This is a genomic window from Pedobacter sp. ISL-64 (assembly GCF_018613605.1).
Classification (GTDB): Bacteria; Bacteroidota; Bacteroidia; order Sphingobacteriales; family Sphingobacteriaceae; genus Pedobacter.
In genome coordinates this window covers 512,414-538,299 of sequence record NZ_JAGGPU010000001.1, presented here as the reverse complement: position 1 = coordinate 538,299, position 25,886 = coordinate 512,414, and the positions used below count along the sequence as shown (strand labels likewise).

Annotated in this window: 28 protein-coding genes and 1 tRNA gene; 9 read left to right on the top strand and 20 right to left on the bottom strand. The window is 38.1% G+C overall.

The annotated features are described in order from the left end of the window. Positions 1-188: 188 nt before the first annotated feature. From J7E57_RS02480 to J7E57_RS02465, 4 genes are read right to left on the bottom strand one after another with little or no spacing between them, the layout of a single operon-like run. Positions 189-773: a YdeI/OmpD-associated family protein gene (locus tag J7E57_RS02480; protein WP_215130269.1), complete on the bottom strand. Its 585-nt coding sequence runs from the start codon at positions 771-773 to the stop codon at positions 189-191. A 56-nt stretch (positions 774-829) separates the two neighbouring features. Further along, complete coding sequence (locus J7E57_RS02475; RefSeq protein ID WP_215130267.1) at positions 830-1,213, bottom strand: DoxX family protein; 384 nt, start codon at positions 1,211-1,213, stop codon at positions 830-832. Between the two features lie 6 nt (positions 1,214-1,219). Next, positions 1,220-1,687: an SRPBCC domain-containing protein gene (locus tag J7E57_RS02470; RefSeq protein ID WP_215130259.1), complete on the bottom strand. Its 468-nt coding sequence runs from the start codon at positions 1,685-1,687 to the stop codon at positions 1,220-1,222. Positions 1,688-1,693: 6 nt separating this feature from the next. Further along, entirely contained in the window at positions 1,694-2,017 is a 324-nt protein-coding gene (locus J7E57_RS02465; protein WP_057931288.1) for an ArsR/SmtB family transcription factor, read from the bottom strand. Between the two features lie 216 nt (positions 2,018-2,233). Between J7E57_RS02465 and J7E57_RS02460 the strand changes: the two genes are divergently transcribed. Next, the gene (locus J7E57_RS02460; RefSeq protein WP_215130257.1) at positions 2,234-3,136 is read left to right on the top strand and encodes a PhzF family isomerase; all 903 of its coding nucleotides are present in this window, start codon (positions 2,234-2,236) and stop codon (positions 3,134-3,136) included. Positions 3,137-3,431: 295 nt separating this feature from the next. On the opposite strand, the gene J7E57_RS02455 is transcribed toward J7E57_RS02460, so the two are convergent. From J7E57_RS02455 to J7E57_RS02435, 5 genes are all read right to left on the bottom strand, one after another. Next, positions 3,432-4,292, bottom strand: a complete 861-nt coding sequence (locus tag J7E57_RS02455; RefSeq protein WP_215130255.1) for a nucleotidyl transferase AbiEii/AbiGii toxin family protein — start codon at positions 4,290-4,292, stop codon at positions 3,432-3,434. After that, positions 4,289-4,927 carry a hypothetical protein gene (locus J7E57_RS02450; protein ID WP_215130253.1) on the bottom strand — a complete coding sequence of 213 codons (639 nt, stop codon included), beginning with the start codon at positions 4,925-4,927 and terminating at the stop codon, positions 4,289-4,291. The genes J7E57_RS02455 and J7E57_RS02450 overlap by 4 nt, the downstream gene beginning before the upstream one ends. Before the next feature lie 508 nt (positions 4,928-5,435). Continuing rightward, the gene (locus J7E57_RS27420) at positions 5,436-5,741 is read right to left on the bottom strand and encodes a GIY-YIG nuclease family protein (RefSeq protein WP_410522677.1); all 306 of its coding nucleotides are present in this window, start codon (positions 5,739-5,741) and stop codon (positions 5,436-5,438) included. Positions 5,742-5,816: 75 nt separating this feature from the next. Further along, positions 5,817-6,122, bottom strand: coding sequence for a GIY-YIG nuclease family protein (locus J7E57_RS27415; RefSeq protein ID WP_215130249.1), 306 nt, complete (start codon positions 6,120-6,122; stop codon positions 5,817-5,819). Positions 6,123-6,161: 39 nt separating this feature from the next. Beyond that, positions 6,162-6,235 (bottom strand) — tRNA-Asn (locus J7E57_RS02435). A 258-nt stretch (positions 6,236-6,493) separates the two neighbouring features. On the opposite strand from J7E57_RS02435, the gene J7E57_RS02430 reads away from it, so the two are divergent. After that, entirely contained in the window at positions 6,494-7,414 is a 921-nt protein-coding gene (locus J7E57_RS02430; protein WP_215130247.1) for a PfkB family carbohydrate kinase, read from the top strand. Positions 7,415-7,529: 115 nt separating this feature from the next. On the opposite strand, the gene J7E57_RS02425 is transcribed toward J7E57_RS02430, so the two are convergent. From J7E57_RS02425 to J7E57_RS02415, 3 genes are all read right to left on the bottom strand, one after another. Beyond that, positions 7,530-7,772 (bottom strand): cytochrome b5 domain-containing protein, encoded by a 243-nt coding sequence (locus J7E57_RS02425; protein ID WP_215130245.1) that lies wholly within the window; start codon positions 7,770-7,772, stop codon positions 7,530-7,532. Between the two features lie 409 nt (positions 7,773-8,181). Then, positions 8,182-8,871 (bottom strand): lycopene cyclase domain-containing protein, encoded by a 690-nt coding sequence (locus tag J7E57_RS02420; RefSeq protein ID WP_215130242.1) that lies wholly within the window; start codon positions 8,869-8,871, stop codon positions 8,182-8,184. 1 nt (position 8,872) lies between these two features. Next, entirely contained in the window at positions 8,873-9,403 is a 531-nt protein-coding gene (locus tag J7E57_RS02415; RefSeq protein WP_215130240.1) for a hypothetical protein, read from the bottom strand. Positions 9,404-9,755: 352 nt separating this feature from the next. Between J7E57_RS02415 and J7E57_RS02410 the strand changes: the two genes are divergently transcribed. Beyond that, the gene (locus J7E57_RS02410; protein WP_215130238.1) at positions 9,756-10,058 is read left to right on the top strand and encodes a GIY-YIG nuclease family protein; all 303 of its coding nucleotides are present in this window, start codon (positions 9,756-9,758) and stop codon (positions 10,056-10,058) included. A 211-nt stretch (positions 10,059-10,269) separates the two neighbouring features. Next, positions 10,270-11,751, top strand: coding sequence for a phytoene desaturase family protein (locus tag J7E57_RS02405; protein ID WP_215130236.1), 1,482 nt, complete (start codon positions 10,270-10,272; stop codon positions 11,749-11,751). Between the two features lie 420 nt (positions 11,752-12,171). Here the strand turns inward: J7E57_RS02405 and J7E57_RS02400 are convergent, their stop codons facing one another. The 7 genes from J7E57_RS02400 to J7E57_RS02370 all read right to left on the bottom strand — a co-directional run bounded on the left by J7E57_RS02400 (position 12,172) and on the right by J7E57_RS02370 (position 17,603). Beyond that, positions 12,172-12,702 (bottom strand): RNA polymerase sigma factor, encoded by a 531-nt coding sequence (locus tag J7E57_RS02400; RefSeq protein ID WP_215130234.1) that lies wholly within the window; start codon positions 12,700-12,702, stop codon positions 12,172-12,174. A 130-nt stretch (positions 12,703-12,832) separates the two neighbouring features. Continuing rightward, positions 12,833-13,849 (bottom strand): UDP-N-acetylmuramate dehydrogenase, encoded by a 1,017-nt coding sequence (gene murB, locus J7E57_RS02395; protein WP_215130233.1) that lies wholly within the window; start codon positions 13,847-13,849, stop codon positions 12,833-12,835. 41 nt (positions 13,850-13,890) lie between these two features. Then, a complete protein-coding gene (locus J7E57_RS02390) occupies positions 13,891-14,337 on the bottom strand; it encodes a hypothetical protein (protein WP_215130231.1) in 447 nt (148 codons plus the stop codon). A gap of 72 nt (positions 14,338-14,409) precedes the next feature. Continuing rightward, on the bottom strand, positions 14,410-15,090 hold the full coding sequence (locus J7E57_RS02385; protein WP_215130229.1) for a hypothetical protein: 681 nt from the start codon (positions 15,088-15,090) through the stop codon (positions 14,410-14,412). Positions 15,091-15,270: 180 nt separating this feature from the next. Next, positions 15,271-16,422, bottom strand: a complete 1,152-nt coding sequence (locus J7E57_RS02380; protein WP_215130227.1) for a TlpA family protein disulfide reductase — start codon at positions 16,420-16,422, stop codon at positions 15,271-15,273. Positions 16,423-16,449: 27 nt separating this feature from the next. Next, positions 16,450-17,139, bottom strand: a complete 690-nt coding sequence (locus J7E57_RS02375; RefSeq protein ID WP_215130226.1) for a DUF4369 domain-containing protein — start codon at positions 17,137-17,139, stop codon at positions 16,450-16,452. Positions 17,140-17,189: 50 nt separating this feature from the next. After that, the gene (locus J7E57_RS02370; RefSeq protein ID WP_410522676.1) at positions 17,190-17,603 is read right to left on the bottom strand and encodes a sterol desaturase family protein; all 414 of its coding nucleotides are present in this window, start codon (positions 17,601-17,603) and stop codon (positions 17,190-17,192) included. A 197-nt stretch (positions 17,604-17,800) separates the two neighbouring features. On the opposite strand from J7E57_RS02370, the gene J7E57_RS02365 reads away from it, so the two are divergent. The 5 genes from J7E57_RS02365 to J7E57_RS02345 all read left to right on the top strand — a co-directional run bounded on the left by J7E57_RS02365 (position 17,801) and on the right by J7E57_RS02345 (position 25,357). Beyond that, positions 17,801-18,412, top strand: coding sequence for a TetR/AcrR family transcriptional regulator (locus J7E57_RS02365; protein ID WP_029279769.1), 612 nt, complete (start codon positions 17,801-17,803; stop codon positions 18,410-18,412). 91 nt (positions 18,413-18,503) lie between these two features. Then, the gene (locus tag J7E57_RS02360) at positions 18,504-19,844 is read left to right on the top strand and encodes a TolC family protein (protein ID WP_215130224.1); all 1,341 of its coding nucleotides are present in this window, start codon (positions 18,504-18,506) and stop codon (positions 19,842-19,844) included. Positions 19,845-19,846: 2 nt separating this feature from the next. Further along, a complete protein-coding gene (locus J7E57_RS02355) occupies positions 19,847-20,914 on the top strand; it encodes an efflux RND transporter periplasmic adaptor subunit (RefSeq protein WP_215130222.1) in 1,068 nt (355 codons plus the stop codon). 84 nt (positions 20,915-20,998) lie between these two features. Next, the gene (locus tag J7E57_RS02350) at positions 20,999-24,193 is read left to right on the top strand and encodes an efflux RND transporter permease subunit (protein ID WP_215130221.1); all 3,195 of its coding nucleotides are present in this window, start codon (positions 20,999-21,001) and stop codon (positions 24,191-24,193) included. A gap of 360 nt (positions 24,194-24,553) precedes the next feature. After that, the gene (locus tag J7E57_RS02345) at positions 24,554-25,357 is read left to right on the top strand and encodes a hypothetical protein (RefSeq protein ID WP_215130219.1); all 804 of its coding nucleotides are present in this window, start codon (positions 24,554-24,556) and stop codon (positions 25,355-25,357) included. A 43-nt stretch (positions 25,358-25,400) separates the two neighbouring features. Here J7E57_RS02345 and J7E57_RS02340 read toward each other — a convergent pair whose 3' ends face one another. Then, complete coding sequence (locus J7E57_RS02340; RefSeq protein WP_215130217.1) at positions 25,401-25,676, bottom strand: hypothetical protein; 276 nt, start codon at positions 25,674-25,676, stop codon at positions 25,401-25,403. Positions 25,677-25,886: the final 210 nt, after the last annotated feature.

Here is a 25,886-nt window from a genome sequence, read left to right as displayed (position 1 = left end):
TATAAAGGTAAAGATATGAGCCGGACTGAGGGGCTCCAAGAACCACAAACCGCCCATTTCCTAATTTCAAAAAACACTAATCTCTACCTGGAGCACAATGCCTTTACACTACATTAAAAGATCCTTCGACTACGCTCAGGATGACAAACCAATAGTGATAACATCCGACACCACGAAATAGGGAACGATTAGTCATTCAATCCTTTGCCATTCAAAATCTGTGGCATAAATTTCTCTACCCTTGCCTCACGGGTTTTAGCTTGCTTGGGCGCCGCAAAATGAAGCAGATAAGCTCTTTGACGGCCGGGCGTTAAGGCTTCGAATGCAGCTTTTAAATCTGGAATATGATCTAATTTATGCTGAAACTCAACCGGAACGGTATATTCCGTAGTCTTTTTCAAATCTACTTTCAAACCAGCTTTTTCTACTTCAATGGCTTCATAAATATAAGTCTTCAAAATAGCTTTAAGCTCCACTATTTCGAGGGCATTGGTAAAGCGCACCTGCCGGCCTACTTGTACATTCTTCGTTTGCTGGATCAGGATCCTAGCGATATCATTCAATAAAACGCCTTTAAAAAATAAAAATGCACAGTATTCTTTAAAATCATGTATTAAAACGATGTTGCTGTTGTGTAAGGTATAACAAGGCACTCCCCATTTTAATTCTTCGGTAAGCCCACAATCTAGGGCAATTGTCCGTAGCAGCAACAGTTCTTCCTGCCACTTTTTCGCTTTGTTAAAATAAAAATCAACTTTTGGATTCGTTTTCATATCAGTCGAATTTGCTCGTTCCTTTGCACTGTTCCTTCCTTATGGTTTAAATTATTTTAGTTAACTGAACTAATTTTTCTATCTGCAGGCCTAAAATACCACGATACTACAGTTAACACAAGCAGTAATATCGGTCCGAAGTATGCTGAAGTACTGGTATCGCCAATTGCAATATGTGAGAAAACAGCACCAGACATGACAAAGAAAAAACCTGCATAAGCCCATTCTTTCAGTAAAATAAATTTAGGAATTAACACCGCAACCACGCCCAAAATTTTCCAAACTCCTAATATAGTCAGAAAATAAAGTGGATAACCCAATTGCGTAAACAATGCCACTTCTTCTTTCATTTTTATCAACTGTACTATTCCTGTTGATAACATGCCTAGCGACAGCCAAACGGTGGCAATCCAATAGATAATTTTGTTTCTTTTTGTCATAATGTACTATTTTAATTGATTTACAATGTTTTGTAAACGGTTATGTGCCATATTAATACCCTGAGCAAAAGGCAAGGCAAGTATTTGATCCCTTAATGCTACTGATTTATAAACTACATGCATAGTAAGTTTACTGCGATCATCGGTTAGTTTATCAAACTTTAAAAACTCAAGCTGAACGCCAAAAGGTGTATTTTCCATTTCGAATGTCCGCGTTATTTTTTCATCAGGCACAAACTCGTGTATAACTCCGGTGGCTACAAACGCTACATTCCCTTTAGCATCAGCAGTTTCGAACTGGTAACTGCCATACTTTTTGTTTTCAAGTTTCAATACTTTTGTCCCCATCCATTGCGCTATAATTTCAGGTTCAACATAAGCCTTAAAAAGCAATTCTACAGGCAGATCAAATTCTCTGGTAATGATCATTTCCTGTTTGCCATTTTCGGCATCAATTTTTGTTTTCTGCTCCATGTTATGCTATTTGCTTGGTTTATAGTTTTTCATGATATCTTCCAGTTTATTAAATCTGTCGTCCCACATCTTGCGGAACGGCTCAATAAAATCGGCAATTTCTTTCATTTTTTTTGCGTTAGTGTGGTAATGAATTTCTCTGCCGTTTTGTTTTTGCTCCAACAACTCGCATTCCGTGAGGATCTGCAGGTGTTTTGAAACAGTTGGCCTTGCGGTGTCGAAATTGGTAGCTATTGCACCAGCCGTCATCGATTGTGAAGCAACTAAAAGCAATATCGCCCTTCTCGTAGGGTCGGCAATGGCCTGAAATACATCTCTTCTTAAATTCATTATGTAGCTATTTGACTACAAATATAAGTGTAGTCACTTAACTACGCAAATTTTTATGAAAGTTTTTTTAATAGGGCTTTCTTCAACAGATCGTCATAAGTTTGGTTTCATCCGTTATATGTATTAAAGCATCAGGATCCTGCTTATAAAATTGAATATATTTGATCAGTGTATGCAAAAAGAGGAGAAATCTCCTTTAACAAACCTGAAAAAACCATGAAAACGTATAAAATATACCAGATAGATGCTTTTACAAAAGAGAGATTTAGTGGAAATCCGGCGGGCGTAGTTGTGAATGCCGATGGGCTGACTGATGCTCAAATGCAACAGATTGCCAAAGAATTAAATAATTCTGAAACAGCCTTTCTTTTTTCTCCCGACGACGATGATTCTGATGGCTTAATCAGGTATTTCACACCAACATCCGAAGTTCCCATTTGCGGCCACGCCACAATAGCCGCAATGTACGCAAAAGCCATTGAATACAGTTTAGACTCTTGTATTTTGAAATACAAAACTAAGGTTGGCATACTGCCTTTTGAGATCATTAAGAAAAACGGGGACTATCAGATAATAATGACCCAGGGTAAATTTGAACTCAGCCCGATATTCGATAACACTACCACTCAACAGATATTATCAGCACTAGGACTTCATTATAATGACACTGATGAAAGATGCCCCGTACAGATTGCTTCTACAGGACATTCGAAAGTGATGATTGGAATAAAAAGCAGAGAAAAGCTGAACAATCTTACCCCTGATTACAATAGTTTGATTGATCTAAGTAAACAGATTAATTGCAATGGCTATTTTGTATTCACATTTGACTCGGACGATGATGATGTATTAACATATGGAAGAATGTTTGCCCCTGCAATCGGAATAAATGAAGATCCGGTTACAGGTAATGCAAATGGACCTTTAGGCGGATACCTCATACAAAATAAAATTGTTGATTTTAAGGATAGTCTCTTCGAATTCAATGGCAAACAAGGAGAAAAGATAAACAGGCTCGGAATGATAAGCGTTAGCGTCGGAATTGAAAATGATCTACCGTCGCTAATTAAGATAAAAGGCAACGCTACGGTAGTATTTAAAACTGAAATTAAAATATAACAATTAAAGGCTTTACTGCATTCAGTATAACTTCACCTAGCCCCTAAACGCAAAAAAAAACCACAACTTTCGTTGCGGGTTTTGGCTCCCTCTGCTGGGTTTCCCGACGAATCGGGATCTTACTCCCCAGCGGCGCTCTGATTAAAAGATGGAGCTATCCAACTATATCTAAACCAATTTGTTACAAGCCACCAAAGAAATCCCGTTAAATATTTGTAACGAATTTTAATTAATATGGATTTTATTGGGCACATGGCTTCTGATTTTAATTTCTCCAAAGCCAAAGATCTAGCACTTAACTTGATGTATTGATTTTTAGTTTTGCAGTCAGGTCGTGGAAATAACCTGGAGACCATATTTCAAGTACCTTTGGATCCTTTATAAATCTGGAGATATCAGCTTTGACAAAGTCCATTTTAACACTTTCGATCTTTTCGCTTAATAACTTTCTGAACTCCTCCTCATTGATTGTATCTTTTTTCCAGTCACCGCTATCGGTCGCCCTTAGCAGGAAATGGTCGAGATTGAGGGAATATCCTTTTTTGATGTACCACTCCATATCATACCAGTCCCGCCCTTTTACATTCGTGCCCCACTTGCGAAAAAGCAGTGCATGCATCTTTCCGGCAAAAAGATCGGGAAGCGACAGACATTTCACGTAAAACGAAAAGGGCTTGAGTAATAACTTTTCCTCAGCAGAAAACCCTAATGGCGGTTCCTTATCCACTTCTATCTTGATCTTGATACTGGCTACTTCCTTAAGTCCGTTCTGCGGGATGACACCCTCCAACACAAGTTCCTTCCAAATGGTTTCCGATTTTAGAAAAGCTGAGTTGATGTTGCTCTTCGCTGTCTTCTGTTTTTCCGAAATAGATACCTGCATACCTAGGGCAGCGAACTCATTTATGATAGCATCTTGGTATTTTTCCAGTGAAAAATTCAGATCAACAGCAAGCAAAGAAAAATCCAGATCCTCTGAAAAGCGTTCTAACCCGTAGAATATCCTGAGGGCAGTTCCGCCATAGAATGCCGCCTTTTCAAAAAAACCAGCTCGGTTAAGTCCTGCCAATGTGATCTCCTGCATGATTTCCCTCAATGCATCTTTAGCTTCCTCCTTGTTTGCGGGATGATAACCTTCAAGCCATTCCTTTATCATATTTTTTCGATCATTTTGATTAACATTTCCAGGCTTTCCTTTTTGGGTGCATTTTCGAGCCAGCTTAACATAACATTAAGATCAAATTTAGCAAGGTCTTCTTCCTCCATTCTCAGGTTTCCAAAAACATAATCCCTTGCAGAAGACTGGCTTCTTAAGATTATGCCTGCTGTTGTAGCTATTTTATCACATAGCGCCTTTTCCGGAATCGCTATTATTGCCTGTTGGTCTTTAGACAAGTTCACGGTAGCAAGACCGAAGGCGTAATAAGGCAATTGCAGGTTAGTGTAGGTAAATAGCCCAATATTGGTCTGAAATTTCCTAGAGGCTTTTGTAGTCATTGAAGTGACCGCAAAAACCTTCTCTGGAATTAGTCCGTAATGAGCGAGCGCACTTTCCATTGAAAGATAACTTGGTCCAAGTATATGGTTGGCAAGCAGCGCGCTTTCAGGTCGTTCAGCGCCAAGGGACCTACCTGCGATATAAAGCCCTTTTTTGACCGGCTCAATCAGACCATCTACTTTTAAAGATAATATTTTATCGTTTGGCCTTTTATAGTCTTTCAGAAGGCCTGCCAAAAGCTGGTGGGTCAGCGGTTGGTTAGATAACGCTCTTAGTGCCGCCTGGATATCCATGTTAAATATTTATAAGATAAACGGTTTAATTTCGTTTATCTTATGTCAAAAATACATAAAATATTTAGATATGCAAAATATCAACAAGATAAACGACTATCATTCGTTTATCTTATGTTATCCTTACAGCCACACTGAATTAATATAAACTTAGCACAGAAGGCAATAATCAATCCTTTCATCAGCCTTGGTCAAATACCTTGAGTTCATTGGCACTAAAAGAGGTGACGCTTCGGATAAGGTCCTGATGGCCAGTCTATAGCTGTCCAAATCGCTGGATTTCCTTTGTTAAATAATTTGTAAAAGTCATATACCCCTGTTGATATTGGGGTTTTTATCTGATTTTCAGACTTGAAAATCCTTGCTCCCTCTACTGAGCTTTTGGTATTGATCCCTGAACTCCCTGCGCTCAGGATAAATTTCTCGCTCAGTGCTAAACGCAAAAAACCCACAACTTTCGTTGTGGGTTTTGGCTCCCTCTGCTGGGCTCGAACCAGCGACCCTCTGATTAATCCCGCACGTACGGGACTCGAACCAGTTGAGCTAGTAGACCTGTAAGTATTTCACCGCCGATTATCCTTTCTATCAGCTTTCTGCTCTTTTGTCTTTTGATAAACCTCTCGATCCGTACTGCATCAACCTCTTGCCCGCCACAAGAGAATACAGCCTTTAGTGCCCAAGGTCTGTGTTTAGAAGTAAAAGTTGCCAGCTCAGACCCATTGTGCTCACCCAGTCTCCGCACGTAATCATTCGTATAGCCAACATAATAAATATCGGAAGTAAGGGAATAGAGGATATAAATGTAAAATTCCATAGAACACAAAAAAACCCACAACTTTCGTTGTGGGTTTTGGCTCCCTCTGCTGGGCTCGAACCAGCGACCCTCTGATTAATCCCGCACGTACGGGACTCGAACCAGTTGAGCTAGTAGACCTGTAAGTATTTCACCGCCGATTATCCTTTCTATCAGCTTTCTGCTCTTTTGTCTTTTGATAAACCTCTCGATCCGTATTGCATCAACCTCTTGCCCGCCACAAGAGAATACAGCCTTTAGTGCCCAAGGTCTGTGTTTAGAAGTAAAAGTTGCCAGCTCAGACCCATTGTGCTCACCCAGTCTCCGCACGTAATCATTCGTATAGCCAACATAATAAATATCGGAAGTAAGGGTATAGAGGATATAAATGTAAAATTCCATAGAACACAAAAAAACCCACAACTTTCGTTGCGGGTTTTGCTCCCTCTGCTGGGCTCGAACCAGCGACCCTCTGATTAACAGTCAGATGCTCTAACCAGCTGAGCTAAGAAGGAATATTTATTTATTCTGGTTGTGTTTTTATTAATACTGATCAAAATCCTTTGATCTTTTCTTAAACTCTGATTAATCCCGCTCCTGCGGGACTCAACCAGCTGAGCTAAGAAGGAGTACTGGTCATTTCCTAAAACGAGGTTCTTTGCACTTAACAGCACACATACCCTTGTTCGTTTTGGGAATGCAATATTAGGGCTTTTAAATTATTTATGCAATATTTGCAGTGAAAAATTTTAAAAAAAAATTAACACATAGATATGAGCCTGATAATCATAGGTACTGTAGCTTTTGATGCTATTGAAACTCCTTTCGGAAAAACAGATAAAATTGTAGGTGGAGCAGCAACTTACGCAAGTTTAGCAGCTTCCTACTTTTATAATAAAGCAAAAATTGTAGCAGTAGTAGGTGATGATTTTCATCAATCAGATATTGATACCTTCACCACACACGGTATTGACACCGAAGGACTACAGATTAAAGCAGGTGAAAAATCATTTTTTTGGTCAGGAAAATACCATAACGACATGAATAGCCGTGATACTTTAATTACGGAATTGAATGTACTGGAAAATTTCGATCCAATTATCCCAGAGAGCTATCAAGACTGCGAATACCTGATGTTAGGCAACCTAACCCCACAGGTACAGCAAACGGTAATCAAACGCCTTAAAAACCGCCCGAAATTAATCGTAATGGACACCATGAACTTCTGGATGGATATCATGATGGATGATTTATTGGAAACCATTAAAATGGTAGATGTATTAACCATTAATGATGCCGAAGCGCGTCAGTTATCGGGTGAATACTCATTGGTTAAAGCTGCTAAAAAAATCCTTGCCATGGGACCAAAATATTTGATCATTAAAAAAGGTGAACATGGTGCATTGTTATTCCATGAAGATCAGATTTTCTCAGCCCCGGCTTTGCCTTTGGCAGAAGTATTTGATCCAACAGGTGCCGGCGATACTTTCGCAGGTGGCTTTATCGGCTATTTAGCTAAAGTGGGCACAATTAACTTCAATAACATGAAAAATGCGATCATTTATGGCTCTGCTTTGGCTTCTTTCTGCGTAGAGAAATTTGGAACGGAAAGGTTATTAAATTTAACCAATGAAGAAGTTGCAGCAAGAATTCAGGAATTTGTAAGCTTAAGTGCTTTTACAATAGAAGTTTAATATAAATTAATTGTCATCCTGAGCCTGTCGAAGGACTTAACACGAGCTGTTTCGACAGGCTCAACATGACATATCTTAATTTTAATTGTACCGTTTAAATCTACTCTTACAAAAATCAATTTGGTATAGCCAATACGGCTATCGGTACAAATTTTTCAAAAACAGCTTCGGTATGGGGTGCATCAGGCAACTCGTCGGTTAAATCCTGCCCAGCCCAGTGCTCATAATGTTTACCGTTCCGCCACAGCCTGCTATCGGTCATATCGTAGATCAAACCTTTATAAGCCACCCATATTTGAGGTTTGTCCTGTCCGTTGCGTAAAGCGAGCTGCTGCTTGGTATAGCTGGGTAAATCCATTTAAATTAATTTCGGGTTGAAGATAATTAAAAAAGATTGTCCTTCGATTACGCTCAGGATGACATCTTTTTTAAAGAAACCATTGTCAGTCTGATCGGGTCGAAGATCTTTATATTGGGTATTTCAATTTATTATTCTCATTTGAAGCGCAAAGCTTTTACAAAATACCAAGTTCTCTCCCGTTTTACACTTTTACGCTTCGCTGCCTCGTACCTCGTTGCTGCACAGTATCGCTTCAACCGGGGCTAGGTGGACACCAGTATTTCATTTGTACGGCTGCACGGTGCACAACCCCTTGTTTCTAAACCCGACTGGAGCGAACACGAAGTGCAACGGAGTAAAGCGTAAGGCGGGACTGCCAGCCTCCAAGGACCGCAGCCCAATCATTTCCTAATTTTAAAACACTACTTTAAGATGTTCTTTTAACGCCCTTGCTTTTAAAAACCTCGTAAAGAAAAACATTCATCAACAACAGCCCCATTAAATAAAAATGATCTTCGAAAGGGATTGTACCCACTCTAAAACCAAGGTTTTGCTTATCGTTATACATCACCACAGGTATAGAAGTTAAAAACCCATTTACAATATAGAAAGGAATAAGCGAAATTAGGTAGGCCCTATAGAACTTGTACATAAACCTAAAATCGACATTTACATATTCTACATAGGCCAGCACTATAAATAAAAAGCCAAAATTGATCAGTGTGTACCACCTGTTATAACCAAAAAACAAAATGGCCACACAAAGCCCGAGGAACAAATTACTTACTGCGAGGCTATACTTTTGCAAGTCGTTTTTTGGAAAATAGGCATTCAAACATTCGTAAATAAACACACAGGCATAAGGAACTGTTAAAAAGAATAGAATCTCTTCTAAAGGTAGTCCCAAAAGATTTGCCCCAATAAGGTAATCGGGATTAAAAGACCACACATTGAGCTTGGTAAACAGGATATCCCAAATTAAAAACACCAAGCCCGTGATCAATATTGAAGGGAATACAAACTTCCATTTGCTAAAAAAATGAACCTTTTTATCGAATGATAAAACCAGGGGAAAGAAGATTACAGCAAGATTGATAAGTAGATAGGTATAATTCATGCTAAAGGTGTTTTGTCAAAATTTTAACTTCCGCTGGCGTACATTTTTTACTGTCGATCATAAATTTAGCTACGTTTTTAACCAGTTCGCGATCGGCTAGGCCAAAATTTTCATTTTGATAATGTTTAAGGATCTCTTTTTTATCCTGAGCTAAATCTTTACTAAAGCCGAGAAAAGAAGGTGTATAAAACTCAATAGAAAACCGCATAAATCGAATTTCCATATTTTCCTTATCCATATCAATTGCTTTTTGCATGGTTTTGAGCGATCGGCCCACATACTTAATCTTGTTGTATGGATTCCATGAGTGCTTGGCCTTAAGTGCCTCCAACGTTCCGGTGTAACCAGTAATTAAGGCGGTTTTATTGGCCAGCTTGCTCAGTTTGGTAAATAATGAGTCGGTTAGCTTCGAATTTCCTACCGCTTTAACCATATTAGTTTTTAATATCGCAATTTCTTGGGTAGATAACTGGGCGTAAGTAATATTGCTTGCTGCAAACAGCAGAAAAAATATAATGCGTAGTTTAATCATGAGTTTGGGCAAAGGTAAGAAAAGCTAAGCGCTTTTGCTCTCACTGTCATCCTGAGTGCAGCGAAGGATCTCTAACCGATGAAACACAGAACCCAACTATCGGTCCAACCGAGTTCCAATAAAGATTACTTCCAATAAAAGAAAGATTCTTCACTGCGTTCAGAATGACAAACCTCCCTTTACTGTCATCCTGAGCATAGCGAAGGATCTCCAACCGATGAAATACAGTACCCAAACTATCGATCGAATCAAGCCCCCATAAAGATTACCCCCAATAAAAGAAAGATTCTTCGCTGCGTTCAGAATGACAAAACACTTTAGTTAAAATCATAAAAAACATTTATTTTTAATTATGGATCATAATTATTTCGTTTACATTTTAACCAATAAAAACAAAACTGTGGTTTATACCGGAGTAACAAACGATCTAGAAGCAAGACTTAGACAACATATAGAGAACAAAGAAAATAAGTTCGCTTTTACTTATAAATATAATTGCCACTATATGGTTTATTTTGAGCGGTTTGAACACATTGAATATGCTATTGAACGAGAAAAAGAAATAAAAGGCTGGACAAGAGCAAAGAAGAATGCGTTAATTGAACGTAAAAACAAAAATTGGGATTTTCTTAACGACATGATTGTTGAAGGATAAATCATTTGTTGATCTTGGCGTTATAGTGTCATCCTGAGCATAGCGAAGGATTTCCAACCGATGAAATACAGCACCCAAACTATCGATCGAATCAAGTCCTCATAAAGATTACTACTAATACAAAGAAGATTCTTCACTGCGTTCAGATTGACAACCACACCGAATGACAAAAAACAAAAACAAAACGCAATAAAATTCCTTTATTTACACCATGGAGAAAAAACCCAGGGTTACCATTATCGGTGCTGGCTTTGCAGGTTTGACTGCTGCAGCTTTATTGGCTAAGGATGGTTGTGATGTTACGGTGATCGAAAAAAACGAAATGGCCGGTGGCAGGGCCAGAACCTGGCAAAAAGACGGATTTCTTTTCGATATGGGCCCCAGCTGGTACTGGATGCCAGATGTTTTCGAAAACTACTACAACTTATTTGGCAAAACGACTTCTGATTTTTATGCGCTAAAAAGATTAAGCCCTTCTTACCGTATTTATTTTGGCAAACAGGATACTATTGATGTTCCAGCAACATTAGCTGATTTATATGCTTTATTCGAAAAACTAGAGCCAGGAAGCAGCAAAAACCTAAAACACTTTCTTGATCAGGCCAAATACAAGTACGATGTAGGCATGAATGAGTATGTTTTTAAGCCTTCGCACAGTGTGATGGAATATTTCGATCCCAGATTGGCTGTTAGTGGAATCAAATTGCAGCTTTTGGGCAATATGCGTAAACATGTTTACCGGTTATTCAAGAATGAGCGTTTGAGGAAACTTTTAGAATTCCCGGTTTTGTTTTTAGGTGCCACGCCACAGAACACACCTGCCCTATACAGTTTAATGAACTATGCCGACCTGATTTTAGGCACTTGGTACCCTATGGGCGGCATGCACAAAATTGTGGCTGCTATGCAACAAATAGCCGAAAGTGAGGGCGCAAAATTTATTTTCGATACCGAGGTAACCAAAATTGAAGTGAAAAACAACCTGGCAGAGTACGTAATTACCAACAAGGGCAACTTTAAAAGTGATTTTGTGGTGGGCAATGCCGATTATCACCATATTGATCAACATCTTTTTGATAAACCTTACCGTAATTACAACGAAAAATACTGGAATGAAAGAACAATGGCTCCCTCCTGCCTTTTGTTTTATATCGGATTAAATAAAAAACTAGACAATATATTACACCACAACTTATTCTTTGATGAGGATTTCGATCAACATGCCGAAGAAATCTACACCAATCCGCAATGGCCATCAAAGCCCCTATTTTATGCATGCTGTCCTTCCGTAACGGATAAAAGTGTTGCACCGGAGGGCTGTGAGAACCTTTTCTTTTTAATTCCGGTTGCACCTGATTTAGCAGATAGCGAAAGTAAAAGGGAAGAATACTTTAATTTATTGATCGAACGCTTTAAAGATTTAACCGGTAACGATATTGGCGGTAACATTTTGTTTAAGCGCAGTTATGCCATGAACGATTTTGTGGAAGATTACCATGCCTTTAAAGGAAATGCGTATGGATTAGCAAACACTTTGAAACAGACGGCTTTTTTAAAACCTAAGATGAAAAGTAAGGTAACAAATTTTTTATACACCGGACAGTTAACCGTTCCGGGCCCCGGTGTACCACCTGCAATCATATCTGGGCAAGTGGTAGCAAAAGAAATAAAAAAAAAGTTAAAAAAAGCTTGACAAATTTAAAATTTCCCTTATCTTTATAACCACAAAACAAAAATACTGCAATAAAGCTTCAAAACACATAATCGTTCGGGGTTTGCATTTGTTTCGAAATAAGAGAGAAGGCGAATTGTTGAAAGAAAAAATAAGAATCAACTAACCAAATATATGATAAGCAAAAAGGCCTGATTTTTCAGGCCTTTTGCTTTTACGGTCTTTTCCACTTTTGGCTATTTCATGCTCCATAACTGTTTTTGAATACTGCCTTGGGTTGATAGACCCGATAGCGCGTAAAGCCAGCAACTGAGGAACGAAACGTGGACTTGAAGAGATAGCGGGAGCAACCGAAACTAAGAACTACCAAACATTGCGCTCCAAAAAGAAAATAAAAAGGCCCAGATAAATCTGAGCCTCCAGTTTTTCGATGGATGTATCTTAAGCCACTTCTGATGCGGCAATTTCTTTCGAATATGTTTTTAAGTATTTTTTAAGTATCCCTCTTGCTACATGGATACGTGTTTTTACTGTTCCAATCGGAATAGCCAACATATCTGCAATTTCGTGATACTTATATCCTTCAAAATAACGAATAAAAGGCACATAATACTCTTCAGGCAATTGCGAAAGGGCTTTATCGATATCGCCTAATACAAATTTACTTTCTGCCTGATTTTTAGTTGCACTAAATGAAAGGTTTGCAGAAGAAATATCTTCGCTCTGCGTAATTAAAGTATTCGTTTTTACTAAACGGCGATAGTTGTTAATGAAAGTATTTTTCATGATGGTAAATAACCAACCTTTTAAATTCGTACCCTCTTTAAACTTATTGTAATAAGTGATCGCTTTCAGCATGGTATCCTGAACCAAATCATTTGCGTCTTCTGCGTCTTTTGTAAAATTTAAAGCATAAGATCTAAGCGATACCGAGTGATGGTTAACCAGATGATTGAATTCAAATTTTGTCATGATATTTAGCTTTAGGTAGATAAAAAAAACAAATGAATTATTGTCCATTCGCTATAACCTAAACAAACTTAGTACCAAAATTTTCTGGCATGGCGCCAAAAGCGTATAACCACATAAGGGCTGGCTTTCGTCACAGAATATTTACTTCTCTTTCTAAAGTGACTCCAAAAGTAGACTTTACACTGTCTATAATCTGTTCAGAAAAATTATACACTTCTGTGCCAGTTGCGCTGCCATGGTTAACTAAAACCAAAGCCTGGTTTTTCCAGGTACCTGTTTGGCCTATCACTCTACCTTTCCAGCCACATTGCTCAATTAACCAGCCGGCGGCCAATTTAATTTTATCATCAGCTGTAGGGTAATGTACCACATCGGGGTGTTTCGCCACAATATCAGCAAATTCATATTTTTCAATCACCGGATTTTTAAAGAAACTACCTGCGTTGCCAATAGTAGACGGATCGGGCAGTTTGCTTACTCGGATATGCGATACAGCAGATGAAACATCAGCAATATCCGGCTTTTCGATGCCCCTGTTCAGCAGCTCGGTTTCAATGGCACCATAGGAGGTATTAATTTTTGCTTCCGCCGATAAACGGAAAGTAACGGATGTAATAATATACCGGCCCTTCAACTCACCTTTGAAAATGCTTTCGCGGTAACCGAAATGGCAATCGTCATAAGTAAAGGTTTTGATTTTTCCTGTTTTGATCTCAAAAGCGTTGCAGCTTTGGAAAACATCTTTAAGCTCTACCCCATAAGCACCAATATTCTGTATTGGCGAGGCACCCACAGTACCAGGAATCAGGCTTAAATTTTCTACGCCTGCAAAATGATGCCCAACACAGTAGTTCACAAAATCGTTCCATACTTCGCCGGCACCGGCTATTACCAACACTTTATCATCAATCATTCTGGATTGAATGCCTTTGATGCTGATTTTAACAACTAATCCCTTATAATCCTGAGTAAATAACACATTACTCCCTCCACCAATAACCAAGAGCTTTTGAGATTTTACGATTTCGTTTTTAAAAAGTCTGGCTAAATCTGCTTCAGAAAATATCTCGGCAAAGTAACTTGCCTTAACATCGATACCAAACGAATTATACGGTTTTAACGAAATATTTTCCTGGATTTGAAGCATATTGATTCTGGGTTATGCTGCAAAAGTAAAATAAAAAATAGTTAAGGAACGATTTTGGTAATCCCCTTATCGAAATTAAAGCTTAAAGTGTCGGCTTTTTCTCCTTCAACTACTACTTTCGAAAGCTGCCAGCCGATGAAAGCTGGTTTGGTTTTGGCAACGTCCAATAAATGATACCTTTCTTTGGTTAATTTAGCACTAATCAACCCTACACTATCCGACTCTGCCTGACTCAAATGTTCTATCTCACTCTCGAGGACAGCTAAAGTATCATCTAACTCATTTCCTTTTTTTAGACTATCAGCATAAGCCTGAGGAGAAATATTGTAAAGGCTATCTAATTTGGAACTATCAAAATTCAAATCCTGATTATTATTTTCGTGTTTAGCTTCTACAAGTGCAATAGCGCGATCTTTATTCGTTTTTTTACCGCATGATGTGATGACAACAAGCGACAAAAGCACAAAGGCATAGTAAATTTTTCTCATGGCATAGGTTTAATAAAAAAGAACAAGCATCCTGCCAAGAATGATTAAAGTATAAAACAAAACCTGTGGGCCTTATTTTTTTAATGCCTCATCAATTTTCTTTTTAATTGCCTTACCTTCATTACTCTGTTTTAACCTGCTCGAGAGTGCACTGTATAATTCTTCAGGCGAGCCAAAATCCAGCCCCATACCTGAGGAGCGGAATGGGCTATAATATAAAGGGATTAATTTACTCAATTCCATAAGCGCAATAGGTGAATCAGCATTTTGTTTAATAAAATTCAATTTTTTTTTATCTCTAAAGGCAGCTAATACATCTTTTGTTTGCTGAAGATAAATCCCACCACTAATTATCTTTGCAGGTTCCAAATTATATGGATTTTCAATATCCAATTTAACATCTTCCAAAAAAATTGTTTTCAGATTAGCACTTCCGCCCACATACCAAACCTTCTGTTTTATCTTGGCTTTTACTTCAGCTAAGGTAATAGCTCCACGTTCATCAATAAAAACAAAACCCGCTCGCAAAAGTTTACCCTCCAGGTCGGACGTGGCCGATAGTTGAAAATGATTGCCATCCATTGGCCTCACCAAAAACAAATCCTTTTTTCCTGCAACTGTTGCATTACTTACCAGGTAAGCAAATTTTGCATTTTTAGGATTTTGAACTACCCCTTCTACTGTGAATTTAATTGTTTGTGCATGTAGCGAGCCTACGAAAAGTAGCACCATGCAAAAAATTAGTTTTCTCATAGGTTATTATATTTATAACACTAAATATAAAACTAATTAGTTAGTTAAAAAATATTTTTAGTCGTTTTTCCTTACAATAATAGCCAAAAAGACTTCCTTTATCTCTAATTTCGAAAATTGCAAAAAACAGCACTAGATCTAAAATATTTTTTTTTCCAAACACTTCTATTTAATTACCAATTAATATTTAAAAATCTTTTTTAGTTCTTTTTCTAAATTTTCGCCGCGTAAATCTCGACCAACAATCATACCTTTTGGGTCAATAAGATAATTTACAGGAATGGTTTCAATGTTATAAATCTTTTGTGCTATATTTTTAAAATCGCTTAATTGGAGCCACGTTGTTACCTTATCTTTTTTAATAGCTTCAAGCCAGTCTGTTTTCCGTGATAATTCGTCTCTCGTTATGCTTATTATCTGAAATCCCGATTTTTTATATTTATTAAAAGCTTTAATAAGGTTAGGGTTTTCTGCTCTACAGGGCATACACCAGCTTGCCCAAAAATCGACCAATAAGTATTTACCTTTAAAATCATTTATACTATAAATTTTACCGGTAACATCGGGCAATGAAACGTTTTTCATCATGTTACCAACTTTGAGTTGTTTTCCTAGTAGTATTGCATTGATTAATTTTTCTGCTGACGGGAGTGCCTTTATTTCAAGACCTAAAGTATTAAGTAAAGAATCGATTTCTTTTGGTTCGGCTACAATTCTTGGTTTGCCATGAGGCCTATCTGCATACTGCCAAAGTGCATATAAACCTACCGGGGAATTTGCATTTAATTTTATTGCAGGTAAATAAATATTTTGATCAAGTGCAATATCTACCGAATCTCTTATTTGCCAAATCTTTTTTTCGACATCGGTTATTTTTTGATTTTCGTAGTTAACATTACTAACCAATGTTTCAGCCTTTTTTGAAAAAGCATTAGCGTGTTGATCAAGTTCAATTATGCCTAATGCTATTTCCGTGTATGTTTCTGGAATTTTTGGAATCAGATCATTGCTGAATGTAATATCATAACTCCCTGGAGTCATCCAAAACCTATTTGAAGTAAGCCTCTTATCTTTCCAATAAAAATCCAATATTAAATTTAATGGTTCGGCAAGTTCAGTTTCGTAATTAAAATCCTGATTTTTAACTATAACAGTATCAATTTTTCCATTTAACCTTGCTAGGTCATATCTTTTTATTACAACTTTCAACGGCTGTAGGCTAAGTGAATTAAAATCTGCTTTTAATCTCAACATGCCCTTCACAGCTTGTTGGGCATTTGCAAAGGTTATAAAACTGATTAATGTTGCAAGAATGAGTAAATACTTTTTCATATTTTATAAATACGACTGGCAATTCAATTATAGTTTTGCCTTGGCATCGATACTTTTCTTCAGTTCAATACCTTGTTTACTGTTTTGAAGTTTGGGTGAAAGTTCATTAAACAATTCGCTTGGCGAACCCCAGAGGCTGGTAAATTTGTCTCTGTGAGCGGCATCAAACAGGGAAGTGGTTTCTTTAACACCATAATATGATATTGGAGAATCTGGATATTTCTTTATAAACGAGATCAATTGCCTTCCCCCATCCCTTACGGCCATTTTATACTCATCATCTTGTTTTGTTAGGATTCCACCTTCAATGATTTTGGACGCTTTGGTTTTGCCATATTCGTCAATCGATAAGGTTAAATTCTCTAGGACTACAAGCCTTGCATTCCTCCTACGACCTGTTACCCAAATTAAATTTCTAAATTTCGACAACGCCTCTTCTTTAGAAATATTCCCTCTTTCTTCAACAAAAACACTTGCATACTGATAATCTTTACCTTCGAGATCGAATGTTCCATTAAACTCAAATTTCCCATTTACCACAGGTGTTACCATAAATATTTTCTCATCTGAAAGTGGGATCTGTTGAGATAGGGTTGTTAAATAAACATATTTAATGCTATCTGTATTTGCAATTACCCCCTTAATCGTAAACTTGGCGATTTGGGCACCTGCCGACGACGCAATAAAAACCAAAAGAACGAATAAGTACTTTTTCATATTTATCTATTTATAAAGTAAATATAAACTAATTACCTAGTTAAATTACATCAATCAGTTTTTATTAAGTTCTTCCTTACAAACAACAAACCAAAAGCCTTTCCTTTTTCTTTGCCTCTATTTTTATGATGAACCTTATGTGCTTTTCGCACGGCTTGCAAATAAGTGTTGTCGCTTTTAAAAGTTTTAAATCTCCGGTGCACAAACCAATCGTGTACCACAAAATAAATCAGACCATATAAAGTAATCCCTAAACCAATAAAAAACCGGTAACTTAAATTATCTCGATCGGCATACATTAAAAACAAGGATACTGCAGCAAATAATGCGGCAAACAGATCGTTCCATTCGAAGAATGATTTTGCTTTTTGGTGATGGCTTTTATGCATAAACCATAGTGGTCCATGGAATAAATACTTGTGTATAAACCAAGACAAACACTCCATTGCTAGGATGGTAAACAATACAATAAAGATGTTGATTAGTGCTGACAAATTTTCTAAACGATTGGTTTGTAAAGATATATAAACAGCGCAAGAAACAAAATTATGTCATAAAATTGTAAGCTTAATGCGCTTTTCAACAAACCTTTCATGACTAATCATTTTTTAGCACTATTTTTGACTAAAATATTAAAAAAGTCAGAAAGTAGAAAAGTAAAATGATTGTAGCCGATAAAAAGAGAGAGCAAATTATTGATGGCGCTATAAAACGCTTTATCCATTTTGGTATTGGTAAAACCACAATGAACGATATCGCAGAAGATCTTTCCGTTTCCAAACCATCGCTTTATTATTATTTCCCGGATAAAAAGCATTTAATTATTGGAGTAATAGAAAGGGTATTTAACGACTTCTTTGAGTTGATTAAAAAGAAATACAATCCAGATCAACCTTTGGAAGACATTCTTTTTAGCACCATAGAAGTGAGGAACACTTTCTTCCAAAAATATTACATGTTAAGGATTACGGAAGGCATTCCTGATTTATTGAACGATGATGTGATCAAAGGGAAGTTACAAACGCTTAAAAGCTCGGAAAAAGATTTCTTCGCAGAAATTTTTAGTCAGGCAAAAGGAAAGGGAGAAATTGAGCACGATGATACTGCGCATGTTGCAGAACTTTATCTGGAAAGCTTGATGGGCCTTTGCACCATGTGCATTATGGAAACCGGTAAAGATCTTTTCCCCGATAAAAAAGCATTAAACAAAATGACACTGAAGCAAAAAAACCTCACCACCATATTTGTGAGAGGTTTACGATGTTCAGACTGAAATACGGCGGCCGCAACAACTGACAAACCGGTTGTAAACAGGCCACAAATTTTAAATAGATAAGAACCCAAAAACAAAAAAACAATACATTATGCTTAGAGTAAAAATGGTAAGGTTAATGCTCATACTGCTAATCGGCTCGGTTTTACCGCAGCTGGTGCTTGCACAGCAGCAAGTTACCTTAAAAGATGCGCTAACCTATGCGCTCCAAAACAACACCAAGATTCGAAACTCGAAATTGGATATTGAAGGCGGAAGATACAAGGTGGAGGAAGTTAGGGCACAGGCCTTGCCTCAAATTACAGGAAATGTTGGTTTAACTTATAATCCTATTATCGGTCAGCTGGTTGCTAATTTCGGCGGACAGACACAGGCGATCAAATTAGGTCAGAACTGGAATTCGACTGCAGGTGTTCAGCTTTCGCAACAATTATTCAATCAACAGGTTTTTACTGGTTTACAGGCTGCGAGATCGAGTGAGGAATATTACAACCTTACTTCAAAATTAACTGAAGAGCAGATTATCGAGCTGGTGGCCAACAATTACTACCAGGTTTTGGTAAACAGACAACAGTTAAACGTAATTGATACCAATATTAAAAACGTTAAAATTGTAGAAAAAATTGTTTCAAACCAGTTTAAAAACGGTTTATCCAGAAAAATCGATGTTGACAGGATCAATGTAAACCTAACTAACCTGAATACACAACGTGAGCAGGTGATTAATGCCATTACCCAATTGGAGAATCAGTTAAAATTCTCGATGGGTATGCCGGTTTCTACGCCGATCAGCTTACCATTTACCGAATTAACAGAAGTAACTACTTTACCTGTATTTACAGACTCTATCGATCTGGCAAACAGAACAGAGGTTAAACTTTTGGATAATCAGGATAAACTTTTATCACTACAAAGAAAGGCATACGTTGCCGAATACTATCCATCATTGGCTTTAACGGGTAATTATACCTACTCGAGCCAAAGTGATGGTTTCGATTTCTTAAAGTCGAATGCTGCTGCAATCGGATACGGCGCATCGGCAGTTGGTCTAACTTTAAAAGTGCCAATTTTCAATGGTTTTTTAACACGTTCAAAAATCCGCCAGGCAGATGTAGATATTAAAAAAGCAAGAGAGAGCAGAAAAGAATCTGTAAACTCCTTAAACCTGGCTTATGAGAACGCAAAAATCCAATTGCGCAACAACATCAACACCATTAAATCGCAACGTAAAAATGCCGATTTAGCGCAGGAAATTTACAAAAGCACACAAAACAATTATAACAATGGCTTAGCTTCTTTAACCGATCTTCTGGATACAGAAAATGCACTTACTGAGGCGCAGAACAGTTATACACAGGCTTTATTAAATTACAAAATAGCCGAAATACAATTAATCAAATCAAACGGAAATATTAAATCACTAGTACAATAGAAATGAAAAGAGTAATTACCATAATTATCGTAATTGTTGTTGCACTCGGTGCAATAGCTTATGTTCTAAGCAACAATAAAAAGAAGAACGAAGAAAAAACTGCTTTCATTGCTAAAGGTGGTGGTGCTGTTGCCGTTCGGGTTGCTCAGGTAGAGAGAAAAGCTGTGAATTTAGATTTCAGTGCAAACGGAAACTTCATTCCTAAACAAGAACTTAACTTCTTATCAGAAAATGCAGGTCGTGTTACGGCTATTTATGTTGATGAAGGTGACCGCGTAAGCAAAGGCCAGGTTTTGGCACGCGTTGATGCAGAAATTATCAATACAGACAGAGAAACTGCTGAAGCAACTTACCAGAATGCAGTGAGAGACGAGGCCAGATACCAGAGCTCATTCTCAACTGGTGGTGTTACGCAACAACAGTTAGATCAGGCTAAATTGGCTACAAAAAATGCAAAACTGCGTTTACAGGCTTCACAAAGAAGACTAAGTGATGCCAACATCAAATCGCCTATCAATGGTATCGTAAACAAAAGATACATCGAAGTTGGTGCTTTTGTAAATACCCAGGGCACCGAGTTATTCGAATTAGTTGATGTTTCTAAATTGAAACTGAAAGTAAACGTTAACGAATCGCAGGTTGCCAATCTTAAAATCGGCGATCAGATCGAGATCAAATCTTCGGTTTTCCCAACTGATAATTTCTCCGGAAAAGTAACTTTCATCGCTGCTAAAGCTGATGCAACATTAAATTTCCCGATTGAAATTGAAGTAGAGAATAGTCACAAAAACACTTTAAAAGCCGGTATGTACGGAACTGCAATATTCAAGTTCCCTAAACAAGCGCCAAGCATCCTTATTCCACGTACTTCGTTTGTAGGTAGTGTAAGTAGCAATCAGGTTTTTGTATTGGATAAATCTAACAACACATCTAAAACCCGCACTGTTGTGGCTGGCCGTATTTTAGGAGACAATGTTGAAATTCTTGATGGCTTAAAAGAAGGTGAAACTGTAATCACCAGCGGGCAGATTAACTTAACTGAGGGTACTCAGGTAAGTATTGTAAAATAGTCCACTTGGCAGTTATCAGTCTACAGTTTGTCATCCTGAGCCTGTCGAAGGACGATATTAGTTCAATTGCAATAAATAATTAAAATGAAGATAACAGACATATCTATAAAAAGGCCTTCGCTGGTTATTGTGGTGTTTACCGCACTTACTTTGCTTGGGCTACTAAGTTACTTTTCGTTGGGTTATGAATTACTTCCAAAATTCTCTAACAACGTAGTATCTATTTCGACCATCTACCCTGGTGCTTCACCAAATGAGGTTGAAAATACCGTAACCAAAAAGATTGAGGATGCGGTATCATCGATGGAAAACATCAAGAAAATCAACTCTGTATCGTTTGAGAGTTTATCTACGGTTACCATCACCTTAACTGATGCGGCAAACATCGATATTTCCTTAAATGATGCACAAAGAAAGGTAAATGCTATCCTTTCTGATCTGCCAGAGGATGTAAAAACGCCGTCATTAAGTAAATTCTCTTTAGATGATTTACCAGTAATTACCATGTCGGCATCAGCCAATATGGATGACATTACCTTTTACGATTTAATTGATAAACGTATTGCTCCGGTAATTTCGAGGGTGAGTGGTATTGCTCAGGTTAACTTAGTTGGTGGTTCGGAACGCGAAATTCAAGTATCGTTAGATGCTGATAAATTACAAGGCTACAACCTTTCAGTTCCACAGGTGCAGCAATTAATTTTAAGTTCTAACCTAGATTTCCCTACAGGAAGTGTTAAAACCCAAAACCAGGATGTATTGATCCGTTTATCGGGTAAATACAGAAGTATGGAAGAGTTGAGAAACCTGGTTTTAACAACGACTAAAGATGGTGCACAGATCCGTTTAGGTGACGTTGCCGACGTTCAGGATTCGCAAAAAGAAACTGAAAAACTGGCACGTATCGATCGTAAAGCATCTATCGCCATTCAGATCATTAAACAAAGCGATGCAAATGCGGTAGAAGTGAGTAAAGGTGTACATGCCATTATTGCCAAACTAAAAGGTGAATACAAGGCCAATAACCTCGACATCAGAATTGTAAACGATAGTTCAATCTTTACCTTAGAATCAGCTGATGCGGTAATCCACGATTTAATCCTGGCGGTTATCTTGGTGGCTTTCGTAATGCTTTTCTTCTTGCACAGTTTACGTAACGCGTTAATTGTAATGGTATCGATTCCGGTTTCATTAATCGCTACGTTTATCGGGATTAGCTTGTTCGGCTTTACCTTAAACTTAATGTCGTTATTGGGACTATCACTCGTGGTAGGTATCCTGGTGGATGATGCGATTGTGGTACTGGAAAATATCCAGCGACACATGGAGATGGGCAAGAACAAAGTAAGAGCAGCATCTGATGCAACAAGAGAGATTGGTTTTACCGTAGTATCTATTACTTTCGTAATTGTGGTAGTGTTCTTCCCGATTGCGGTAAGTACGGGTTTGGTATCGAACATCTTACGTCAGTTCTGTATTGTGGTAATTATTGCAACGTTGCTTTCGTTAGTAGCTTCATTTACCATTGTACCTCTTATCTTCTCTCGTTTTGGTAAGTTAGAACGTATTGAAGGTAAAAACCTATTTGGCCGTTTCATTCTTTGGTTCGAAAAACAATTAAAGAAATTTACCCTTTGGATTACCAGCATTTTAACATGGTCGTTAAACCACAAAGCCTTAACATTAATTATTGTTGTGGTGATGTTCTTTAGCTCATGTGGATTATTGGTAGGCGGTTTTATCGGATCGGAGTTTTTCCCTAAATCAGATAAAGGTGAGTTCCTGGTGCAGTTAGAGTTACCAAAAGATGCCTCTTTAGAGCAAACCAACTTTTTAACGCAAAAAGCTGAGGCTTTCTTGGATAAACAACCAGAAATTACACAGTTAATTACTACAGTTGGACAATCGACCGGTGATTTCGGTGGTACACAGGCTACAGCCTATAAATCGGAGATTAATGTTAAACTGGTTGAACGCGATGAGCGTAAAGGCGTTTCTTCAGATATTTTTGCCACTAAAATGAGCCGTGCACTGGCTAAAGAATTAATTGGAGCAAAAGTTAAAACCGTTCCGATCAGTATTTTGGGTATTGCAGAAAACGCACCGATCCAATTGGTGGTGATGGGTTCTGATTTAGACAGCGCATTGAAGTATGCTGAAGGTGCTCAAAAAGTGCTTGCGGCTATCCCTGGTGCTACAGAGATTAAATTATCAGTAGAAAAAGGAACGCCTGAGATTAACGTTCAGGTAGACCGTGATAAGATGTCGGCCGTTGGCTTAACTTTACAAACTGTAGGCTCAACCATGCAGACTGCTTTTGCGGGTAATACCGATGGTAAATACCGTAAAGGTGAATACGAGTACGATATCAATATTCAGTATCAAAACTTCAACCGCCAGAATATTGATGACGTGCGTAACCTGATTTTTGTAAACAGCGATGGTAAACAGATCAAGTTATCACAATTTGCAACCATTACAGAAGGTTCAGGTCCGAGTCAGTTAGAGCGTTTAAATAAATCTACTTCGGTATCAGTTAAGGCACAGTCAATCGGTAGACCAACAGGAACCGTGGTTGCTGAGTTCCAGGCGAAACTGGAAGAGCTGCAAAAAAATGGCAAACTTAAAGCCCCAATTGGCGTAAGTTATAGCTGGGCGGGTGATCAGGAAAATCAGAGCGAAGGTTTTGGTACTTTAGGTATTGCTTTATTGGCTTCGATCATTTTGGTTTACCTGATTATGGTTGCGCTTTACGATAGTTTTATCTATCCATTGGTGGTAATGTTTTCGCTGCCTTTAGCGGTAATCGGAGCATTGTTAGCTTTAGCTTTAACCAATAACTCAATCGGTATCTTCACCATTTTAGGTTTGATTATGTTAATGGGTCTGGTAGCGAAAAACGCGATTATCCTGGTCGATTTTACCAACCACTTAAAGGCCGAAGGCAAAGAGACTAAAGAAGCGCTTGTATTAGCCAACCACGCACGTTTACGCCCAATTTTAATGACCACCATAGCCATGGTATTCGGTATGCTTCCGATTGCATTGGCAAGCGGTGCAGGTGCCGAATGGAAAAATGGTTTGGCCTGGGTTATTGTTGGTGGATTAACCAGTTCATTATTCTTAACCTTAATTGTGGTACCAGTGGTATATTTAATATTCGACAGAATGTTAGAACGTTTAGGCTTTAACAAAAAAGGAAAAACAATCGATGAGTTAATGGTAGAACCATACAAACACAAAGATGTAAACGAATACGATTTAGATCACGGACATTAATAAACATCCAGATTAACAATCAATTTAGCCCCGATCCCAAATCGGGGCTTTTTTATGGCTTTTTTTTTTAGCCACGCAAGCACAGAAAACAAGAAAAATTTATCCGCGAACGGGTATCCCAATCCGCAGCCATGGTTCGTGTCCGCACGAACCATTTCTTTTTGCCACGGAACGCGGAGGCATGGAAAATTATGCCTAAGGAATGTCGCCCATCAATTTGCTAACCCAATACCCTCGCCATATTGTGGGCTCTACCAACCATTTTATTTTTCACTTGCTGCATTTAGAAATTTTGATGCCCGGATAATATACAATGTTGTCTTCAAACAAATTATGTAGCAACATTGTATATTAGGGATTATGTTTAAACTCATTCTAAGTCTGTTCCTGATCTGTTCTACCCTTCTGGTTAATGCGCAACACCCTCCTGTTTTCCCGGCGATGACTACTGATTCGAACTTCGTTAAGGTTTCAAACTTAGATATCACGCTGGTAAAATACAGTTACAAACCTAATGGCATTAAATTTTTAGTTGTACATGATAATGAAGATACTGGTGTAAAAGCAGGTTTTGATTATATCCGTTGGAGCGGTGGCGAGCTCATCGACAGTCAGTATGGCGGTGTAAGAGATTATTATTTCACCTATATGGATGATCAATATCGTATAGATCCCAACGCCATTTATACCGAGGCAGGTGTAAAAACAAGGTTAAAAAAAGACTTTTTCAGCTCTAACGAAGTTGAAAAAGCAATACTTAATGCAGGCAAACAAATTGTCGATTTTTACGATCCAAAAGCCACAGGTTATTTTTTAACCTTGCATAACAATGCCGATGGTGGTTTTGGCATTTCCTCTTATTTGCCAGGTTACGATTTAGCGAGTACGGCCGATTCGGTTTACATCAACTTCCAGATGGATGGCGATGATCTTGTTTACGTAACCGAGCCAAGGTTGTTCAGCAGTTTAAAAAAGGCAAATGTGAATGTAATTCTTCAATCTAAATTTGTTTCCAATGACGGTTCGCTTTCGGTGTATGCCATGCAAAATCACATTCCCTATATTAATGTGGAAGTGCAGCATGGGCATCAGGACGAAAATTTAAGATTGATTGAGCTGGCTGTCGCAGCCCTTAAAGAACATGGATTGGTGAAGAAAGAGTAGATTATTAAGCATTTTCATAACTCTCCTTACTAAATTTTGATATTTATGTACAGGTAGCGCACTCCAAATGAAATAATGGTTTTAAAATTAGGAAATGATTGGCCTGTGGTTCTTGGAGGGCAACAGTCCCGCTCATTTCAAGTCCTCGCTGCACTGTGGGCTTTACATTGCAATCGGGTTTAGGAACGAGGGTTTCTGCATCTTGCAACCCAACAAATGAAATGCTACCTTCATCAATAGCCCCGGTTGAAGTGTTACCCTGCAGCAACGAGGTACGAGGAAGCGAAGCGTAAAAACGTAAAACGGGAAGGAACTTCATGTTTTGCAGAAATCCTGCGCTACAAATGGAAATTGGTGTTTTAAATGAGGAAATGAGTTGCCTGGGGTTCTTGGAGGGCTTCAGTCCCTCTTTTTCATTTCAAGTCCTCGCTGCGCTGTGGGCTTTACATTGCAATCGGGTTTAGAAACAGAGGTTTCTGCACCCTGCAACCCAACAAATGAGGAACTTAATGCTTTGTGGAAACCCTGC

What these genes read in the sequence shown, in the direction of transcription:
- J7E57_RS02480 (WP_215130269.1), bottom strand. Translation starts at nt 773, where the DNA reads ATGAAAACGAATCCAAAAGTTGATTTTTATTTTAACAAAGCGAAAAAG.
- J7E57_RS02475 (WP_215130267.1), bottom strand. Translation starts at nt 1,213, where the DNA reads ATGACAAAAAGAAACAAAATTATCTATTGGATTGCCACCGTTTGGCTG.
- J7E57_RS02470 (WP_215130259.1), bottom strand. Translation starts at nt 1,687, where the DNA reads ATGGAGCAGAAAACAAAAATTGATGCCGAAAATGGCAAACAGGAAATG.
- J7E57_RS02465 (WP_057931288.1), bottom strand. Translation starts at nt 2,017, where the DNA reads ATGAATTTAAGAAGAGATGTATTTCAGGCCATTGCCGACCCTACGAGA.
- J7E57_RS02460 (WP_215130257.1), top strand. Translation starts at nt 2,234, where the DNA reads ATGAAAACGTATAAAATATACCAGATAGATGCTTTTACAAAAGAGAGA.
- J7E57_RS02455 (WP_215130255.1), bottom strand. Translation starts at nt 4,292, where the DNA reads ATGATAAAGGAATGGCTTGAAGGTTATCATCCCGCAAACAAGGAGGAA.
- J7E57_RS02450 (WP_215130253.1), bottom strand. Translation starts at nt 4,927, where the DNA reads ATGGATATCCAGGCGGCACTAAGAGCGTTATCTAACCAACCGCTGACC.
- J7E57_RS27420 (WP_410522677.1), bottom strand. Translation starts at nt 5,741, where the DNA reads ATGGAATTTTACATTTATATCCTCTATTCCCTTACTTCCGATATTTAT.
- J7E57_RS27415 (WP_215130249.1), bottom strand. Translation starts at nt 6,122, where the DNA reads ATGGAATTTTACATTTATATCCTCTATACCCTTACTTCCGATATTTAT.
- J7E57_RS02430 (WP_215130247.1), top strand. Translation starts at nt 6,494, where the DNA reads ATGAGCCTGATAATCATAGGTACTGTAGCTTTTGATGCTATTGAAACT.
- J7E57_RS02425 (WP_215130245.1), bottom strand. Translation starts at nt 7,772, where the DNA reads ATGGATTTACCCAGCTATACCAAGCAGCAGCTCGCTTTACGCAACGGA.
- J7E57_RS02420 (WP_215130242.1), bottom strand. Translation starts at nt 8,871, where the DNA reads ATGAATTATACCTATCTACTTATCAATCTTGCTGTAATCTTCTTTCCC.
- J7E57_RS02415 (WP_215130240.1), bottom strand. Translation starts at nt 9,403, where the DNA reads ATGATTAAACTACGCATTATATTTTTTCTGCTGTTTGCAGCAAGCAAT.
- J7E57_RS02410 (WP_215130238.1), top strand. Translation starts at nt 9,756, where the DNA reads ATGGATCATAATTATTTCGTTTACATTTTAACCAATAAAAACAAAACT.
- J7E57_RS02405 (WP_215130236.1), top strand. Translation starts at nt 10,270, where the DNA reads ATGGAGAAAAAACCCAGGGTTACCATTATCGGTGCTGGCTTTGCAGGT.
- J7E57_RS02400 (WP_215130234.1), bottom strand. Translation starts at nt 12,702, where the DNA reads ATGACAAAATTTGAATTCAATCATCTGGTTAACCATCACTCGGTATCG.
- murB (WP_215130233.1), bottom strand. Translation starts at nt 13,849, where the DNA reads ATGCTTCAAATCCAGGAAAATATTTCGTTAAAACCGTATAATTCGTTT.
- J7E57_RS02390 (WP_215130231.1), bottom strand. Translation starts at nt 14,337, where the DNA reads ATGAGAAAAATTTACTATGCCTTTGTGCTTTTGTCGCTTGTTGTCATC.
- J7E57_RS02385 (WP_215130229.1), bottom strand. Translation starts at nt 15,090, where the DNA reads ATGAGAAAACTAATTTTTTGCATGGTGCTACTTTTCGTAGGCTCGCTA.
- J7E57_RS02380 (WP_215130227.1), bottom strand. Translation starts at nt 16,422, where the DNA reads ATGAAAAAGTATTTACTCATTCTTGCAACATTAATCAGTTTTATAACC.
- J7E57_RS02375 (WP_215130226.1), bottom strand. Translation starts at nt 17,139, where the DNA reads ATGAAAAAGTACTTATTCGTTCTTTTGGTTTTTATTGCGTCGTCGGCA.
- J7E57_RS02365 (WP_029279769.1), top strand. Translation starts at nt 17,801, where the DNA reads ATGATTGTAGCCGATAAAAAGAGAGAGCAAATTATTGATGGCGCTATA.
- J7E57_RS02360 (WP_215130224.1), top strand. Translation starts at nt 18,504, where the DNA reads ATGCTTAGAGTAAAAATGGTAAGGTTAATGCTCATACTGCTAATCGGC.
- J7E57_RS02355 (WP_215130222.1), top strand. Translation starts at nt 19,847, where the DNA reads ATGAAAAGAGTAATTACCATAATTATCGTAATTGTTGTTGCACTCGGT.
- J7E57_RS02350 (WP_215130221.1), top strand. Translation starts at nt 20,999, where the DNA reads ATGAAGATAACAGACATATCTATAAAAAGGCCTTCGCTGGTTATTGTG.
- J7E57_RS02345 (WP_215130219.1), top strand. Translation starts at nt 24,554, where the DNA reads ATGTTTAAACTCATTCTAAGTCTGTTCCTGATCTGTTCTACCCTTCTG.
- J7E57_RS02340 (WP_215130217.1), bottom strand. Translation starts at nt 25,676, where the DNA reads ATGAAGTTCCTTCCCGTTTTACGTTTTTACGCTTCGCTTCCTCGTACC.